Origin of the sequence: Hymenobacter jeongseonensis, assembly GCF_015694725.1 — a bacterium.
Classification (GTDB): Bacteria; Bacteroidota; Bacteroidia; order Cytophagales; family Hymenobacteraceae; genus Hymenobacter; species Hymenobacter jeongseonensis.
This window is the reverse complement of the sequence record NZ_JADQDQ010000006.1, coordinates 105,458-121,575: the sequence shown is the minus strand read 5'-3', so window position 1 is coordinate 121,575 and position 16,118 is coordinate 105,458. Positions and strand designations below refer to the sequence as shown.

Sequence of the window (16,118 nt, the reverse complement as noted above, 5' to 3'; positions counted from 1 at the left end):
GCACCCTGAAGCAGCGAGGCCTTGCGCAGCTACCTACCGCCGCACCTCCACCCGGCGACTGGTTGTGCCGGCGGCCGTTTGCAGGCGCAACAGGTACACCCCGTTGGCCACAGCGTTTACGTTGAATGTCAGCAAGCTGCCCGTGCCCTGCTGCTCGGCCACCACTTGGCCCAGCATATTGAGCAGCGTGGCTCGTACCGTCCCCACCGGCCCATTCAGCCCACCAAGTTGCATGGTAATTTGGTTGGTGGCCGGGTTGGGAAACACGCCTACCTGGGGCGCAGCCGCCGGCTGGGCCGCGGCCAGCGCCGTGGCCATCGGCGCAAAGGCCACGCCCCGGAAGGAAGTATTGGCCGCCAGCGGCACGAAGGGCGCGGGCAGGGCATTGGTGCTGGGTGCCACGTTGTAACCGGCTTGGTCGGTGATGGTATACAGACCGCCGCCGCCGCTGGCTACCAGCTGCACCGCCGTGCCAACCAATTGGCCCGTGAGGCCGCGCAAGAGCGCCGTAGCCGAGCCGCCAACGGTGCCGTTAAGCATCCAGATACCGTCCACGAGGCTCCATTTCCGGATGCCGCCGGTGGCCGCATCATCGGCCACGTACACCACATCCAAGCCCGGTACGGTGGCGCTTAGGTCGGCAAAGTAGAAGCCGTAGGGGCTGGCGACGCTGGCCGTGGGGAAGCCCGGTAGCAGCGTGACGGCTGCGCCGGCCGCCGTGGGCAAGCCCGTGCCAATCTGGTTCAGGCCGTAGTTGGACCCCGTGGCCGAGGTGGCGTAGAGGTTGCCCCCGGCAATGCCTAGAATGCGGAAATTCACCACCGGGCCGCTGCTCAGCGCCGTCGTCGGCCCGGCGTTGCCAAAGGGCACGTAGCGAATGCCGCTGTTGCCGCCCGACACGTAAAACGCGCTGCCATCGGTACTCACCGCCGAGCGTATGTTGGAGCCCGAAAAGGCATCGTTGATGCGGGTGTTGGTTTCCACCGTGCCCGTGGCTCTGATGCGGGCCACCAAGCGGTTGTTGGTGGTGCCGCTGTTGGTGCTCGTCACGATGGCGGCCGTGCCGGGCACGGCGTTGTAGCCGGTCAGCAGCAGGTAGCGGCCGTCGGCCGAGCGGGTGATGTTGTCCGAAGTGGCCGTGCCGCTGTTGGTGAAGGCCAGCGCGGTGCCGTTGTCGGCCGTGGGCATGGCAATGCTGCGCACCAGCGTGCCGTCCAGCGTGTACTCATCCACAAACTCAGCGGTGGCGGCGGTGGTGAGCGTGGCCGTGCCATCGCCCACCCGCACCACGGCCACGTTGCCGGGCGTGAAGGCGGTAGCGTTGGTGGGCAGTGCTACTTGCTCATAGGCAATCTGTTGTAGGACCGCGGCGTCGGCAGGCGTAATGCCTAAGTCTATAGCCGCCACCTCGGCGGCCCCGAGGGTGCGCGGGTCCACGTTGGTGAGTTGGTGAAACAGCACCAAGGCGCTGAGGTAGCTGCCCCATTTGCTGGCGTGCACCTGGTCGGAGGCCCACAGGTTGATTTTGCTGGCATCGGGCGTGTACGGGTTGCGTACGGCCACGCCCGCCGTGATGGCGCGCAGCCAGGCATCGCCCACCGGGGCCACGGCGGCGAAACGGCCATTGGTGGCAAACGCTTGGTAGTAGCTATTGTGCAGGTCCTGGGCCATCGAGTCGATGGGCAGGCCGGCGTAGCGGCTGCCGGCCGGATAGGTAAAGTCGGGCCGGGCCCAGGTGCCGTGCAGGTACACCTGCGCGGCGGGGCTGGCCCCGTGAATGGCCTGCTCCAGCAGCGTGGAATAGGTGTAGAACAGCGCCCGGTTGCCCCCGCGGGCGGTGGGCGTGGGGCGGGTGCTTTGTTCCTGCAGTACCACTTTGTCCCAGCCCGGCTGCGCGATGACCGACAGGGCATTGGTGTTGTGAAACTCCAGCGACTTGCCGCTCACCGCCTCAATGTGCACGTCATAATTCAGCCCGGCCTGCGTGGTGAATTTCTTGAAAATGCCGGGCACGCCGCCAAAAGCAGCCGGCATGCCCGGGTCGTGGGCGCGGGGGTTGGTGGCGGGCAGGCCAAAATTCACATCGGTGATGGCCGCGGCGTTGTAGTTGAGCGCCGGCGCGTACTGGCCGTGTGTGAAGCTGTTGCCCACGAACAGCACCCGCGTTTGGGCCGAAGCCGTGGCGCTGAGGCCAAGTACGGCTGTCGCCAGCCCAAGCAGGCGGCCCGTAATCCGTGGAGAAAAGGATATAGGCATTAAGGAAAATGGAAAGTGGAAATTATAACGAGCTTGCCACCCACTCTGCTAATTCAAAACAGTTTAATGGCTTATAAAAAAGGCTAGCGGGTTACCGCCAGACGACGAGTGGCAACCTTATCGCCCACCTGCACCTTCACCAGGTAAGCGCCCACGGCCAGGTCACCGGTGGCCACCTTCAGTTCGTGAAACCCTACCCGCTGCTGGGCATTGACGAGGGTGCGGACCTCGCGGCCCAGCAAATCGGTGACGCGCACGGCCACGGCTTGGGCGCGGCCCTGCACTTGGTAGGAAATCGTGGATTCGCCCTGCGCCGGGTTGGGGAACACACTCATGGCTACCACGGCCTCATCGGCCCTGCGGCTGCTGAGCACGGTCACGTTCACCGTAGCGGCCTGGGTGCCGGGAAGTTTCGTGTTGTCCGTAAAGTCAGGGCTAAAACCGAGGTTGGTGTTGTTGTTGCCGGTCACTTCCGGAATCACATCCGACGACCAAAAGGCGTCGCCGCTCACGTAAGCCGCCATCACGCGTACGATGGACGCGCCCGAAGGCAGGCCCAGGGCGGCGCGGTCAAACTCGTATTCCAGGGCGTAGGAGCCTTCTCCGCCGCCGTTGGCGTTGCCGGGGTTGGTGGTGATGTTGCCCGTGGGGGCTAGGTAAGCCACGCGGGTGCCCGCAAACAGGCTGTAGGCGCCGGTGGTCGAAGAACTGGGCAAGGTGTTGGGCACTCCGTCTTTAGTCGTGGTGGCGCTCAGGCCGTCGCCGAGCGACTTGGCCACGCCCGTGGTGGCCGTGTAGATGGCGGCTTGCACGTCGCCGTTGCCGGTGGTGGCAATGGCCGCATCCGCTTCCAGTTCCAGCTTGGTTCCGCCGATGCTGCCGCCGGCAAACGTGCCAAATACCGTGGTAGCGCCTGCAATGGCGGGCAGGCCCGTGCCCACGGGCACGCCGGTTTTGTTGGGCAAGTCCATGTATAGCTGGAAGTTGTTGCCCCCGGCCTCAATAGTGCCGGCCAGGCCGATGTAGAGTTTAGTGCTGCTGTTGGCGCCGTACATCCGTAGCAGGCCGGCAAAGCCGAAGCCGGCGTCGCCCACGTGGGTGGGCGTGAAGGCCCCCAGTGAGGCGTACTTGCCCGGTGTGGTGCCAATTTCGCCGGCCGAGATGATGCCATCCAGGGTAATCTGCGCCTGGGCGCTGAATGAGGCCGCCGCTAGCGTAGCGGCCAAAACGAGCGTAAATGTTTTTTTCATGACGTTAGACCAGTAAAAGGGTGGGTGGGAAATGCGTGATTGGGCCAAATGCGGGCCAGCGGGGTGCGCTGCCGGGCCGCACTCGGCAGTTCTTCCGGTTCAGGGCTTAAAGCCTGGTGGGCCTCCTAAAGCTGGCAGTACCAATGCCATCCGAGGTTTCCACCCGTTTTCCCACCTGTGGAGGGCTAGGCCTTAAGTCCTGAACTAGAAGCAGCTGCGCTCGCGGCTTAGTAGCCGGGGTTTTGCGCCAGCGTGGGGTTGGCCACGAGGTCGGCCGACGGCAGCGGAAACAGGTTGAACTTGGCGTCGATGCCCTGGCCGTTGGCCACGCCGCCCTTCCACGGCCACAGGTAGCTGCCGCTGGTGAACTTGCCGAAGCGCACCAAATCGGTGCGGCGCGTGGCTTCCCAGTACAGCTCCCGGCCCCGCTCCTCAAGCAGGAAGTCGGTTGTGAGTTCGGCCGCTGTGATGCGGCCGGCGGTGGTGCCGCCCGTGTTGCCATAGGCGCGGTCACGCAGGGCATTCACGTAGGTCAGGGCCTGGGTTTGGCTGCCGCCGGTGCCGCCGCGCAGCACGGCTTCGGCGTACATCAGGTACACGTCGCCGAGGCGGAGCAGCGGAAAGTCGGTGTCGACAAACGTTCCGCCCGGGTCCGAGCCGTCGGCGCCGGTCGAGGTCTTGTTCCGCCACTTCGTCACGCCGTAGCCATCGGTAAAGAGGGTCAGGTCGGCGATTTCCAGGTTCTGGCCGTTGGTGAAGAACATGGCGCGGGTATCAAACTGGCCCGGCACGGTGGGGAACAGCAGGGGCAGGTTGCGGCGGGTGCGGTTGCCGGCCCAGCCGCTGTTCACGCCGAAGCCGCTGCCCAACATCCGCCCGCCGATGGCGGCGTGGATGAGGTAGGTGGTGCCGCCGTAGCTCTGGGTAGCGCGGCCGTCGCTGGTGATGGGGAAAATGATTTCCGAGGCGGCCGTCACGTTGTTGTCGGCCAGGAACAGCAGGCGGTATTCTGGTGCCAATGCATAGTTGGTGGCCGTGATTTTGTTGCAGTAGGTGATGCAGTCGGTGTAGCGGGCGGTGCCAGTATACACCTCAGCATTGAGGTACAGCTTGGCCAGCAGCGCCCAGGCAGCACCCTGGTCGGCGCGGCCGTAGGGAGCCGAATGAGCGGGCCGCAGCGCCGCCTCAATGCCTTTCAGCTCCGACTCGATGTAGCCGAACAGCGCTGCGCGGGTCGTTTGCTTGGGCAGCGTTTTGCCGGGTTCGTCGGCTTCGGTCACGAAGGGCACGTTGCCGTACAGGTCGAGGGCGTGGTAGTAGGCCAGCGCCCGCAGGAATCGGGCTTCGGCGCGGTAGGTGCGGGCATTGTCGGCGTCGGTCCCCGTGATGCCGCGGGTGCTGAGCTTGTCGTCGCTGGTTTCGCGGATAAACTCGTTGCAGAGCGTGATTTCGTAGAAAATGCGGGTGTAGCTGTTGTTGATAAGGTCATTGCTCGACGACCAGGTGGTGCGGTTCAGCTCTTGCAGCGGCACGCTGTTCCAGGCCACCACGGCCTCGTCGGTCACCAGCTCTTGCAGGTACCAGTAGGCGCGCAGGTAGGAGGTTTCCCCTTCGTCTTTGCCTTGGCCGGCAAATACGTCGGGCTGGCCGGGGTCGCCCGAGAGGTTGAAGCCGGCGTAGAGCTTGGCCAGCACCCGCACGTGGTTGGCCGGGTCGCGGTACACCGATTCGGTGTTGAGGTCGTAAAAAGGCAGACGGTCGAGGTCCTTGGTGCAGGACGCGAGGCCGCCGGTGAGCAGGGAAGCCGCTACGGCCACGGCAAGGCCGGCCCGGCGCAGGAGGGGGTGGGATTTCATAGAGAAAGCGCGATTAGAAGCCGAAGTTGACGCCCAGCGTGAGGGTGCGGGGCAGCGGGTAGAAATTGCTGTCGATGCCGAAGGCCCGCTCGGGGTCGAGGCCGGTGTACTTGGTTAGCACCAGCAGGTTGGTGCCGGCCAGCGAGACTTGCAGGTTGGAGTCGGTCGTGAGCAGGCTGCCGAAATCGTAGCCCAGCGTCACGTTCTGTAGGCGCACAAACGAGGCGTCTTGCAGGTAGAAGTCGCTGTAGGGCTGGCCGGCGCGGAAGCCGCTCAGGTAGATGTTGGGCACCACGTTGGCCGAGTAGCCCAGGCCGGTGTTTAGGCCGTAGTAGTTGCCCTGGCCGGCGTCCACGTTGTTGTACACGTAGTTGCCCAGGTTGGAGCGGAGCGTGAAGGCCAGGCTGGCTTTGCCGTAGCTCAGGTTGGAGCTGAAGCCCAGAATGGCCTTCGGGGCGGGCGACTCAGAGCGCACCCGGTCACGCTCGTTTATCTCGCCGTCGCCATTCAGGTCTTCGTACTGCAGGGGGCTGGCGCTGTTGGTGGGGCCTTGCAGGGGCTTGCCGCTGTCGTCGTACTTCTGCTTGTAGAGGAAGAAGGTGTTGGGCGCGTAGCCTACGGTGTTAATCTGCACGAACTGGAAGTTGCCCACGTTGCCAATGGGGGTGCCTTGGTAGGCGGGGTCTTCCACCTGGGTCAGCTTCGTGATTTTGCTGCGGTTCATGGTCGCGTTGAAGTTCACCGACCAGTTGAGGCGCTCGCCGCGCAGCACGTTGTAGTTCAAGGCCAGCTCCACACCCCGGTTTTCCAGGTTGCCGATGTTGGTGAGCAGCGTGTTGCTGAAGTTGGTGCCCACACTGATGGGAATCACGGCCAGCAAGTCGTTGGTTTTGCGCAGGTACACGTCCACCGAGCCCGTCAGGCGGTTGCTGAATAAGCCAAAGTCAATACCGGCGTCGTAGGTCGTGGTTTCCTCCCACTTCAGGTTGCGGTCGTAGGGCGCGGGGCGCAGCGTGAAGATGGTGTCGTTGCCAAAAATCTGCCGCACCGAGCCGCCTTCCTGCTTGTAGCCGCCTAGGTAGGGGTAGTCGCCGGCCACGCCCGCCACGTCCTGCTGGCCCGTGATGCCGTAGCTCACGCGCAGCTTCAGGTCCGACACGGTTTTGGAATCGGCTAGGAAAGCTTCCTGGTTCACGCGCCAGGCCACCGAGCCGGCCGGGAAGTAGCCCCAGCGGGTTTCGGGGCTAAAGCGCGAGGACGCATCGGCGCGCAGCGTACCCGTGAGCAGGTACTTGTCTTTGAAATTGTAGTTCACCCGGCCGTAGTAGGAGAGCAGGGTGTACTGCGTCTTGCCGGGGTTGCCAGCCGGGGCCGTGGGGTCGCGCAGCGTGCCCGCCGCCGTGAACGTGCGGTAGAACGGGCTGTAGGTGTAGAAGTCCTGGTACGAGTAGCCGGCCAGCGCCTCCACGCGGTGGTCGCCGATTTGCTTGGCGTAGTTGAGGTAAGTTTCCAGCAGCTTGTTGTTTTTCTCTTGCCGGTAGCGGCGCATCTCGCCACGCAGCAGCGGGTCGGCCACGTAGGCCAGCGAGGACGTGGCCGGAATGTCCACGGTGCCGGCGCTGCGCGAAATGTCGTAGCCCAAGTTCACGTTGGCGTGCAGGTCGGGCAGGAAGTGCAGCGAGTAGTCGAACTGCACGTTGCCGATGCTGCGCTTCACGCTGCTGCGGTCGCGCTTGTCATTCAGCAGCGCCAGCGGGTTGCGGTCGGAGAGGGAGTAGGGCGTGGTGCCGTTGGCCGGGTCGAGCCATTCGTAGTAGCCGTTAAAGTCGTCGTTGCCGCTGCGGATGGGCTGGGTGGGGTTGAAGCGCACGGCCGCGCCGATGGCGCCCTGGTCGGCAAAGCGGTAGTCGGCCCAGGTACCCTTCACGTTCACGTCCACCCGCAGGTGGTTGTCGAACAGCTTGGGCGAGAGGCCAATAGAGGCCGAGTTGCGCTTGAGGTTGCCGGTGCGCAGCGTGCCCTGCTGGCCCAAGTAGCCCACCGATACGCGGTAGGGCACGTGCTTCACACTGCCGGTGACGCTCGCGGTGTTGTCGGTGGTCCAAGCCGTGCGGTAAATGGCGTCCTGCCAGTCCGTGTTGGCCGTGCCGATGTAGGACGGTGCACCGGCCGGAATGCTGCCATCGGCCCGGGCCGCGTTGTAGAGGTTGCGGTAGGCGGCGCCGTCAAGCACATCGACCTTGCCGTAGTTCGTCGAGCGCGACACCTGCGAGGTGAGGTTCACCCGCGTTTTCTCGCCGTCCACGCCCTTTTTGGTGGTGATGAGGATAACGCCGTTCGAGGCCCGCGAGCCGTAGATGGCCGTGGCCGAGGCGTCCTTCAGCACCGTAAACGTTTCGATGTCGCTGGGATTGACCAGCGAGAGCGGGTTGCCCGCGCCGTTGATGCCGCTGTTGTCCACGGGCACGCCGTCGATGACGATAAGCGGGTCGTTGCTGGCGTTGAGCGACGAGCCGCCGCGGATGCGAATCACGCCCACTTCGCCGGGCGCGCCGCCGCCGGTGGTAATCTGCACCCCGGCCAGCTTGCCCTGAATGAGCTGCTCGGGCGAGGTAACCTGCCCCTTCACGAAATCCTTGGTGGTGATGGTGGCTACCGAGCCGGTTACGTCTTGGCGGCGGGCTGTGCCGTAGCCCACCACCACGGCTTCGTTTAGTTGCGTGGCGTTCTCGGTGAGCGTGGTTGGGGCCACCTGGGCGGTCTGCCCGTCCACCACGGTTACTGCCACGCGGCTCGAATTCAGCCCCACGGACGAATACACCAAGTTGTGCGGGCCGGCCGGCACGTTGGCAATGGTGAAGGAGCCGTTGGCGTCGGTTGATGCCCCGAGCGTGGTGCCTTCCACCAGCACCGTGACGCCGGGAATGCCTTCGCCCTTGGCATCAACAACGCGCCCGGTGATGCTGCCATCGGCCAGCACGTTGGAAGAGCTGATAGCTGCGAAAGCCGGGAGCGGCACCGCGCTGGCCGAGTGGGCAAACGTAGTGCTGGCAGCCAAGTTTCCCAGCACCGAGGTCAGCACCGAGGCTCGGAGCAGATGGCGGCTAAGGATTGGTGGTAACAGATGAGCCATGGGTGGGAGGTTAGGTGGCGGATAGGGATTAGGGGGGCCGGGAACGGCTACTGTGGCCGGAGCAAATGGCAGGAGCAGAAATCGTTTGCGGCAATGTTGCCGGACAAAACTAGAGGCACCCTTAGCCGCGTAAAACTTGTCAAACTACAGTATGAAAAATATTAACCCGCTTCCTGTTCAAATTATTGATTTATAAATAATTATATCATAAATGAGGGCCTTAAATATAAGGCTGATATAGCCGGTTGGCACGATTTATTCCATAAAAAAAGGGCCGAAGCCCTCTGGTATTACCGCCTTTTCTATCGGGTGCACCCATACCCTGAGCACCTCCCGGCCGTATGTCCGGCATCGATTTCTGACCCGGCCTGACTGAGCCAAACCAGAGGCACGCGGCTAAAATTAGCGCCTTGCGACCGTCATTTTCTAAACCGCTTGGATGGCTTGGATGCGCGCTTCAAACTCCTCGTTGGGAAGGAAGGAGCGGTTCTTCACGCGGGTTTTATAAGTGTAAATCGTGTTGATGGAGTAGCCTAGCATGCGGCTGATTTGTTCGCTGTCGTCGATGCCCAAGCGGATGAGGGCAAAAATGCGCAATTCTGTGGTCAGCAACTGGTCTTCCCCAAGCTTGATGCGCTCCTCTTCGTGGAACAGCGCATTGAACTGCGTGATGAAGTTGGGGAACAGGCGCAGAAACACGGTGTCGAAGCCCTTGAGCAGGTCGTTGCGCTCGGTTTTGATGTTCACGCCGTCAATCAGCTTCTGCACCCCCGCGTACTGCTTGCTGCTGAGCAAATTATCCAGCCGCTTCTTCAGTGCCTCGATTTTGTCGATGTACTGCGAGTTGTTGTGAAAGTAGAAGCCGATGTACTCTTCCTTGATTTTATTGGCCTCGTTCAGGCCGTTGTTCAGTTGCCGCAACTCGCCGTTGCGGTCCCGCAACTGCTGGTTGGTGGCAAAAATCAGCCGTCCGGCTCTGCGCAGCTTCCGCAGCTGCCGGACGCTGACCACGGCAAAACCGATGACGACCCCGGCCAGCGCCGTCATGATAATGGCGTAGGTTTTCAGCGACTTGCGCTGGTTTTCAATGATATTGATTTTCTGCCCTTCGATGATGGAGGAGACGTGGCTCATCTCAATCTGCCGTTGCCGGGCTTTGTAGAACGCCGCGTCTTCGCGGGCTTCCTTGATGAAGGTGTAAGCATTTTTCAAGTCGCCCTGCCGGTAGCAGTAGTCCGAGAGCTTAAAGATGGCCGTGGTTTCCTTGGTGGCCGTTTTCACGTCGGCGATGGCCGACACCAGCAGCAGCTCAAACGCTTTGTTGCCCTGGCCCGCCAGCTCGTAGAGGTAGGCCGTGGTGCTGGCGCTCACCGCCAGCTGGTGCAGCGTGAGGCGGGGCAGGGCGCGTATCTGGCGGTAGACGGCGGCGCCGGCTGGCAAGTTGTTGGTCTTCTGGGCCCGAAACTCCTGCACCGACAGGTACTCGTAGGAGCCGGGCCGGCTAAACCGCAGGGCTGTATCGGCATACGCCAGAGCCTTCGTGTAATAGGCCGGCCGGTACGTCTGGTCCTGGTTAAAATCGCCGAGGTCGCTGAACGCCCGGGCTTTCAGGAAATAGAAACTCTGCTTGTCGGTTTCTGCCAGCTGGCCAGGGTCGATGCTGTCGAGCGTTTCAAACGTCTCCTTGAACAAGCCCGATGAGAGCAGCACGAAAGCAAGCTTCAGCTTGGCTACTTCGATTTTCTCCGGGTTGCCAAGCTGCTCGGCCAGGCGCGTAATCTTCTGGCAGTAAACGAAGGCCGAGTCGTACTTGAACGCTTTGTATTCGTCGTAAATCCTCAGCCCCAGGTCAAACTTCGTGTTGTTGTTTACTTCCGAGGAAGCAAAATCCGCCGTCAGCACGGCAATGCGATTCAGGCGCTGCCCGTCGTAGTGCTTTTTTTGGGCCAGCGCCTCGTTCAGCACCGTAAGCAAGCTGTCGGCCGCTTCGGCGTTGGAAAAGGCATGGGCGGGCAGCATACTAAATAGCAGCCCGCAGAAGAAGAAAAAGAAGCGCTTCACCAGATGATATTCGTAACCTGTCCTCGTCAAAAGTAATGAATAGTTAAGCCGAGCCTTACCGAACCGGACCCCGCACCGAGCCGGCTTGACCTACCTGGCCCGTGCCGGCACCCGCGGCAACCGCCGCGCAACGCTTGCCGTTCGGCCCACTTGGTTTTAACTAAATTTACCAACCGCCCGTTGAGTACCAAGCCGCGTCTTGTGCGCCGGCCCCCGATTTGCTACTGTGCCGAACTTGTTCCCTGCCGCCTTTCTCCTCCGATTCACTGCCCTGCTGGTGCTGTGGATGGGCGCATTGGCCGGGCCACGGCCCGTAGCGGCCGCGGCGGCAGGGGAATTCAGTACGGTGCGGGCCGCCGACCACACGCCCTCGCCCGCTGCGCTGCTGCTGAGTCAGTTGCAAGGCCAGGCGCTGGTTGCGGTAGAGGCTCAGGACCCAGGCTTGCCGCCGCTGGTGCCCGCGGGGCCCGCGTATTTGGGAGCAGCCCTGGCCTTCCACCGGGCGGCCGCGGTGCTCACGGCGGGCCTGTTGCCCGTGGCGCGGCCCCGGGCGCTGCCAGCGGGCATTCGGGCGCGGCTGCTGCGGCCGGTGCTTTCCCCGAACGCGCCTTAGTCTCAACTGCTTGTTGGTGCCGTCCGACTCTGGTGGCCGCTGCTTTCGGGTGCGCGGAGCCAGCTGCTTGGGCGTATTTTTTCTAAGGGGCCACCCGGCTGGGGCTGCTACTGCGTGAGCCGCCGCCGGCCAACCGGCCCTCTGTATCCTATTAGTAAGTATGTTGCTTCCCTCATTTATTACCTCCCAATCCATGGAACATTCCCTCCAAGCGAACGCGCCCGGGCCCCCGCCCGGCCAGAACGCAACGACTTTGCCAGGGGCCTTGGGGCCGGCCACGGGCCTGCCGCTGCGTCGCTACTTTGTGCAGTTTGCTTTCATGGCCATGGGCGTGCTCTCGGCCGCGTTGGGCCTAAAAGGATTTCTGCTGCCTAACGGCTTCATCGACGGGGGCGTAACCGGCATTTCGCTGCTGGGCAACCAGCTTTCCGGGGTTTCGGTCTCGGTGCTGATTGTGCTGCTCAACCTGCCCTTTATCGTGATGGGCTACTACCAGCTGGGCCGCACCTTTGCCCTGAAAACGCTGGTGGCCATTGTGGCGCTGGCCGGGGCGCTGCTCGTCATTTCCTTCCCAACCCTGACCAATGACAAGCTGCTGATTGCCGTGTTTGGCGGGTTTTTCCTCGGCGCTGGCATCGGGCTCACCGTGCGCGGCGGGGCCGTGCTGGATGGCACCGAAGTGCTGGCTTTGTACCTGAGCAAAAAAACGGCCCTCTCGGTTGGCGACGTTATTCTGCTCATCAACCTAGTGATTTTCGGCGCGGCGGCAATCCTGCTCTCCGTCGAAACCGCGCTGTATTCCATCCTGGCCTACCTCTCGGCCGCCAAAACGATTGATTTTATCATCGAAGGCATCGAGGAGTACACCGGCGTCACCATTATCTCGGCCCAGAGCGAAGCCATCCGCACCATGCTCACCGAAAAGCTCGGGCGCGGCGCCACCATTTACGCCGGCCGCCGGGGCTTTGGCTCGCACGGCCACGCCCGCGAGGCCATCGACATCATTTTCACGGTAACCACCCGTCTGGAAGTCACGCGCCTGAAGGAAGAAATCGACCAAATCGACCCGCAGGCCTTCGTCGTGATGCACAGCGTGCGCGAAACCAAGGGCGGCCTCGTAAAACGCCGCCCGCTGCACTAAAACCGGCTTTATTAAGTACGTAATTGAATACAAAATCCCAGGCTTTTGGTCTGGGATTTTGCTGTTTACTGCCGAGTCACCGTATTAAACCCGTGGGGTAACCAGTTCTGTAGCCCGCCACGCGGGTGGTTTTGCCTGGCGCTAACATTCGTTTCTATGTCATTCTACAACGTTGCTCTGGTGTTGCTGGGCGTGGCCATTCTGGGCGTGGCCTGGCTGCCGTCGCTGCTCGAAAAGTACCCGCTTTCGTACCCTATTTTCTACATTTTGCTGGGCCTGGGCGTGTTCTCGCTGCCGATTGGGCTGCCGTCCGCCGACCCTTTCGAGCACCCCAAAATTGCGACGCATTTGTCCGAGCTCTGCGTGATTGTGGCCCTGACGGGCACCGGATTAAAAATCGACCGGCCGTTTTCGCTGCGTGCGTGGCGCACGCCCCTGCGGCTGGTGCTGCTCCTGATGGTCTTCACCATTGCCGGCCTCACGCTGGCCGGCTGGACGCTGATGGGCCTGGCCCTGCCCTCGGCGGTGCTGCTGGCGGCCGCCATGGCGCCCACCGACCCCGTGCTGGCCGGCGACGTGCAGGTGGGCGACCCCGGCGAAGGCCGCGAAGACAACGTACGCTTTGCCCTCACCGGCGAAGCCGGCCTGAACGACGGCTTGGCCTTTCCGTTTGTGTGGCTGGCGCTGGCCTTGCTGCCCGATGCCCTGCCGATGACTGACCGCCTGCTGCACTGGCTGTGGATGGATGTGCTCTACCGCGTGGCGGCGGGCGTGGCGCTGGGCTGGCTGTCGGGCCGGCTGCTGGCCTACCTCATTTTCAACCTGCCCAAGCGCATCAGCGTCAAGGCTAGTGCCTACGGCTTTGTGGCGCTGGCCGTCACGCTCACCAGCTACGGCGTGACGGAGCTGCTGCAAGGCTACGGCTTTCTGGCGGTGTTTGTGGCCGCCGTCACGCTGCGCAGCCGCGAGCGCAAGCACGAATACCACCGGCAAATGCACGCCTTCACCGACCAGATGGAGCGCCTGCTGATTGTGATTATTCTCATTCTCTTCGGCGGAGCCATTGCGGGGGGGCTGCTGGCGCCGCTCACCTGGCAGGCCGTGGCGGGGGGGCTGCTGTTGCTGCTGGTGCTGCGGCCTTTGGGCGGCATGCTCACGCTGGCCGGGTCCAAGCGGGTTACCGTGGCCGAGCGCGTGGTTATCTCCTTTTTCGGTATTCGGGGCATTGGCTCCATCTTCTACATTGCGTTTGCGCTGGAGAAGGCCAATTTTCCGCAGGCCCGGCTGCTGTGGGCCATGCTGGGGTTCACCATCCTGGTTTCCATTGTGCTGCACGGCGTGCTGGCCACGCCCGTGATGAACTGGCTGGACCGACGCCACGGCCGGAAAATATCGGCCGAACTAGCCGAGGAAACCGAGCACCAAGCCGCCCCGGCTACCGAATAACGGAGCAAGACGGGTTCAGCGACGGCCACGTTTCAGCGGCGGCGCTTAAAACGAACCCGCGTAAATACTCATCAAGCTAGGGTTGCGGGCCAGCCCCTCGGCCTCGGTCAAGGTATCGTCGAGCAGGTGGCTCGGCTCCTCCGGCAACGGGCGGTTACGGTCGCGGCCCAGCCTGGGGCTGCTGCGCGCGGCAAAACGGGAAGGCGGTGTTTCGCCGTGATAGGGACGCTTATAAAACGACGGGGAAGCGCTTTTGGTGGACCGATTCATAGTAGTATATTTTTGATAAAACGAGATAGATACTGGTGCCGAGCAGCCGAAGTATTGAGTATTAACCCATTGTTTTACAATAGTTAATGCGAGGTCTTGGCTAGCTGCTTGTCCAGTTTGGCCCTGATTCGTTCGCGTTGTTGCGTCTGGTCAATAGCCCAGTACGCCACCACCAGATTGCGGGCATCGACGCAGGCAGCGCCCGCCAGGTAGGCGGCCGCCACTATCTGGTCGCGCTCGGCAGCGGTGCCCAGCGTGCCCGTGAGTTGCACTACGCCCCGCACCGTACGGGCATGGATTAAGGGACATTTCACGCCATTTCCCCAAACCAGAAATTCTTGGATGCGGGCCGTGATTTCTTCGTCCGAAGGCCTGGTTTCGCCGTCCTGCACCCGCAGCCGGTTGTTAATTTGGCGCACGCCCGACACCCCTTTGAGTACCCGCAGCACCGCTTGGCGGGCGGCTTCCGAGGGCAGACTGCCCGCCACGGTGAGTTCGCCGCTGCGGCCGTGGCAGCTCACTTTGTAGTAACGGGCCACGGGGTCTTGCAGCAGGGCTTGCTCGGCCCGGTTCTGCAGTTCCGCATCGGGTATTTCCAGCGTGCGGATGCTGATTTTATTGATAACGCCGCGTACGCCGTGCACCGTTTTGGCCATGTACGCGGCCCGCTCCCGCGACAGCAAGCTGTGCGTGAAACCCACCAGCTCCACAATTCCCTCGCGGCACTTCACCTCCAGCAAGCGGGTGCAAACTCCCTTTTTCATGAGCAGCAACTCCACGGCTGCCGTGATGCTGGCGTCCAGGGCGCTGTTTGGTGCGGCCAGTGTTTCTGCCGACGGGGTGTTGTGAAAAGAAGCAGGATAAGCAGTCATGGCGTGGTGGGATGTAACTCGGAAAAAGACCGGCGCCCGGCGGTGGGATTTCGGCCACCGCCGGGCGCCGGCCCAGCCGAAAACTTACTTAAAATGCCACTGCGCTCGGCCCCGTCAAATGAATCATACTGCGCCACAAAATTGCACCCGAATCCAGTCGTTAGTCATTGACTATCATCAAGCTTATCTATGATTTTGGTCAAATTGCAGATTCCTCTGGCCAATGCTGATGACACACAAAAGGGCCGAAAACCTGGTCGGTTTTCGGCCCTCATGCTTCTGGTTTTTAGTCGTTATTGTGCTGCTGGTTGGTCTCGCTCAAGGGCCATTCGCGTGGCGAAGCATGGCCAGTTGCTAGCTTGATTGCCGGCAACGCTGGAACGAGGGATTTGGGCACCGACCAGCAGAAACCACCAGTAAAAAGCGGCCCCGGCCACTCCTGCTTCGGGAGTAACCAGGGCCGCCAGCCAATGAAACCAGGAAATTACTTCGCCAGCTGCTTCAGCAGTTCTTGGGCGGCGGGCTCGGAGGAAGCCGGGTTTTGGCCGGTGATGAGGTGGCCGGCGGTAACCACGTAGGGTGCCCAGTCGGCGCCTTTGGAGTACTGGCCGCCGTTGCTTTTCAGCATGTCTTCCACCAGAAAGGGCACCACGTTGGTCAGCTGTACGGCTTCCTCTTCGGTGTTGGCGAAACCGGTCACGGGCTTATTCTGCACCAGCGGGGTGCCGTCGGCGGCTTTGGTGTGGCGCAGCACGCCGGGCGCGTGGCACACCACGGCCACAGGCTTGCCGGCGGCATACATCGTTTCAATCAGCGCAATAGACTGCTGGTCCTCGGCCAAGTCCCAGAGTGGGCCGTGGCCGCCGGGGTAAAACACAGCATCGTAGTCCGCCGCAGTTACGGTGCTCAGCTGCACGGTTGTGGCGAGGGCTTGCTGGGCGTCCGGGTCTTGCTTGAAGCGTTTCGTGGCTTCCGTTTGGGCGCTGGGGTCGTCGCTTTTGGGGTCGAGGGGTGGCTGGCCGCCTTTAGGCGAAGCCAACGTGAGGGCCGCGCCCGCGTCTTTGAAAACGTAGTAAGGCGCGGCAAATTCCTCCAGCCAAAAGCCGGTTTTGTGGCCCGTATTGCCCAGCTCGTCGTGCGAAGTGAGCACCATTAGAATCTTCATCGGTATCGTCGTTTAAAGTAAAAAATGAAAGGCCGGAGCCGGCTGCCCGCGGGCG

Annotated in this window: 11 protein-coding genes; 3 read left to right on the top strand and 8 right to left on the bottom strand. The window is 62.4% G+C overall.

Going from position 1 to position 16,118, the window contains the following annotated elements:
• Nucleotides 1-33: 33 nt before the first annotated feature.
• The 5 genes from I2I05_RS13920 to I2I05_RS13900 all read right to left on the bottom strand — a co-directional run bounded on the left by I2I05_RS13920 (nucleotide 34) and on the right by I2I05_RS13900 (nucleotide 10,514).
• Nucleotides 34-2,256, bottom strand: a complete 2,223-nt coding sequence (locus I2I05_RS13920; RefSeq protein ID WP_196282878.1) for a T9SS type A sorting domain-containing protein — start codon at nucleotides 2,254-2,256, stop codon at nucleotides 34-36.
• 83 nt (nucleotides 2,257-2,339) lie between these two features.
• Nucleotides 2,340-3,506 carry a T9SS type A sorting domain-containing protein gene (locus I2I05_RS13915; RefSeq protein WP_196282877.1) on the bottom strand — a complete coding sequence of 389 codons (1,167 nt, stop codon included), beginning with the start codon at nucleotides 3,504-3,506 and terminating at the stop codon, nucleotides 2,340-2,342.
• A gap of 227 nt (nucleotides 3,507-3,733) precedes the next feature.
• A complete protein-coding gene (locus I2I05_RS13910; RefSeq protein WP_196282876.1) occupies nucleotides 3,734-5,362 on the bottom strand; it encodes a RagB/SusD family nutrient uptake outer membrane protein in 1,629 nt (542 codons plus the stop codon).
• 13 nt (nucleotides 5,363-5,375) lie between these two features.
• Nucleotides 5,376-8,495, bottom strand: a complete 3,120-nt coding sequence (locus I2I05_RS13905; RefSeq protein ID WP_196282875.1) for a SusC/RagA family TonB-linked outer membrane protein — start codon at nucleotides 8,493-8,495, stop codon at nucleotides 5,376-5,378.
• 426 nt (nucleotides 8,496-8,921) lie between these two features.
• Entirely contained in the window at nucleotides 8,922-10,514 is a 1,593-nt protein-coding gene (locus I2I05_RS13900; RefSeq protein ID WP_196282874.1) for a DUF6377 domain-containing protein, read from the bottom strand.
• 268 nt (nucleotides 10,515-10,782) lie between these two features.
• Between I2I05_RS13900 and I2I05_RS13895 the strand changes: the two genes are divergently transcribed.
• From I2I05_RS13895 to I2I05_RS13885, 3 genes are all read left to right on the top strand, one after another.
• Nucleotides 10,783-11,169 carry a hypothetical protein gene (locus tag I2I05_RS13895; protein ID WP_196282873.1) on the top strand — a complete coding sequence of 129 codons (387 nt, stop codon included), beginning with the start codon at nucleotides 10,783-10,785 and terminating at the stop codon, nucleotides 11,167-11,169.
• 193 nt (nucleotides 11,170-11,362) lie between these two features.
• Nucleotides 11,363-12,310, top strand: coding sequence for a YitT family protein (locus tag I2I05_RS13890; protein ID WP_196282872.1), 948 nt, complete (start codon nucleotides 11,363-11,365; stop codon nucleotides 12,308-12,310).
• A gap of 156 nt (nucleotides 12,311-12,466) precedes the next feature.
• Entirely contained in the window at nucleotides 12,467-13,756 is a 1,290-nt protein-coding gene (locus tag I2I05_RS13885; protein ID WP_196282871.1) for a cation:proton antiporter, read from the top strand.
• A gap of 45 nt (nucleotides 13,757-13,801) precedes the next feature.
• Here the strand turns inward: I2I05_RS13885 and I2I05_RS13880 are convergent, their stop codons facing one another.
• From I2I05_RS13880 to I2I05_RS13870, 3 genes are all read right to left on the bottom strand, one after another.
• Nucleotides 13,802-14,026, bottom strand: a complete 225-nt coding sequence (locus I2I05_RS13880) for a hypothetical protein (protein WP_196282870.1) — start codon at nucleotides 14,024-14,026, stop codon at nucleotides 13,802-13,804.
• Between the two features lie 83 nt (nucleotides 14,027-14,109).
• On the bottom strand, nucleotides 14,110-14,898 hold the full coding sequence (locus I2I05_RS13875; protein WP_196282869.1) for a BON domain-containing protein: 789 nt from the start codon (nucleotides 14,896-14,898) through the stop codon (nucleotides 14,110-14,112).
• 484 nt (nucleotides 14,899-15,382) lie between these two features.
• A complete protein-coding gene (locus I2I05_RS13870) occupies nucleotides 15,383-16,063 on the bottom strand; it encodes a type 1 glutamine amidotransferase domain-containing protein (protein ID WP_196282868.1) in 681 nt (226 codons plus the stop codon).
• Nucleotides 16,064-16,118: the final 55 nt, after the last annotated feature.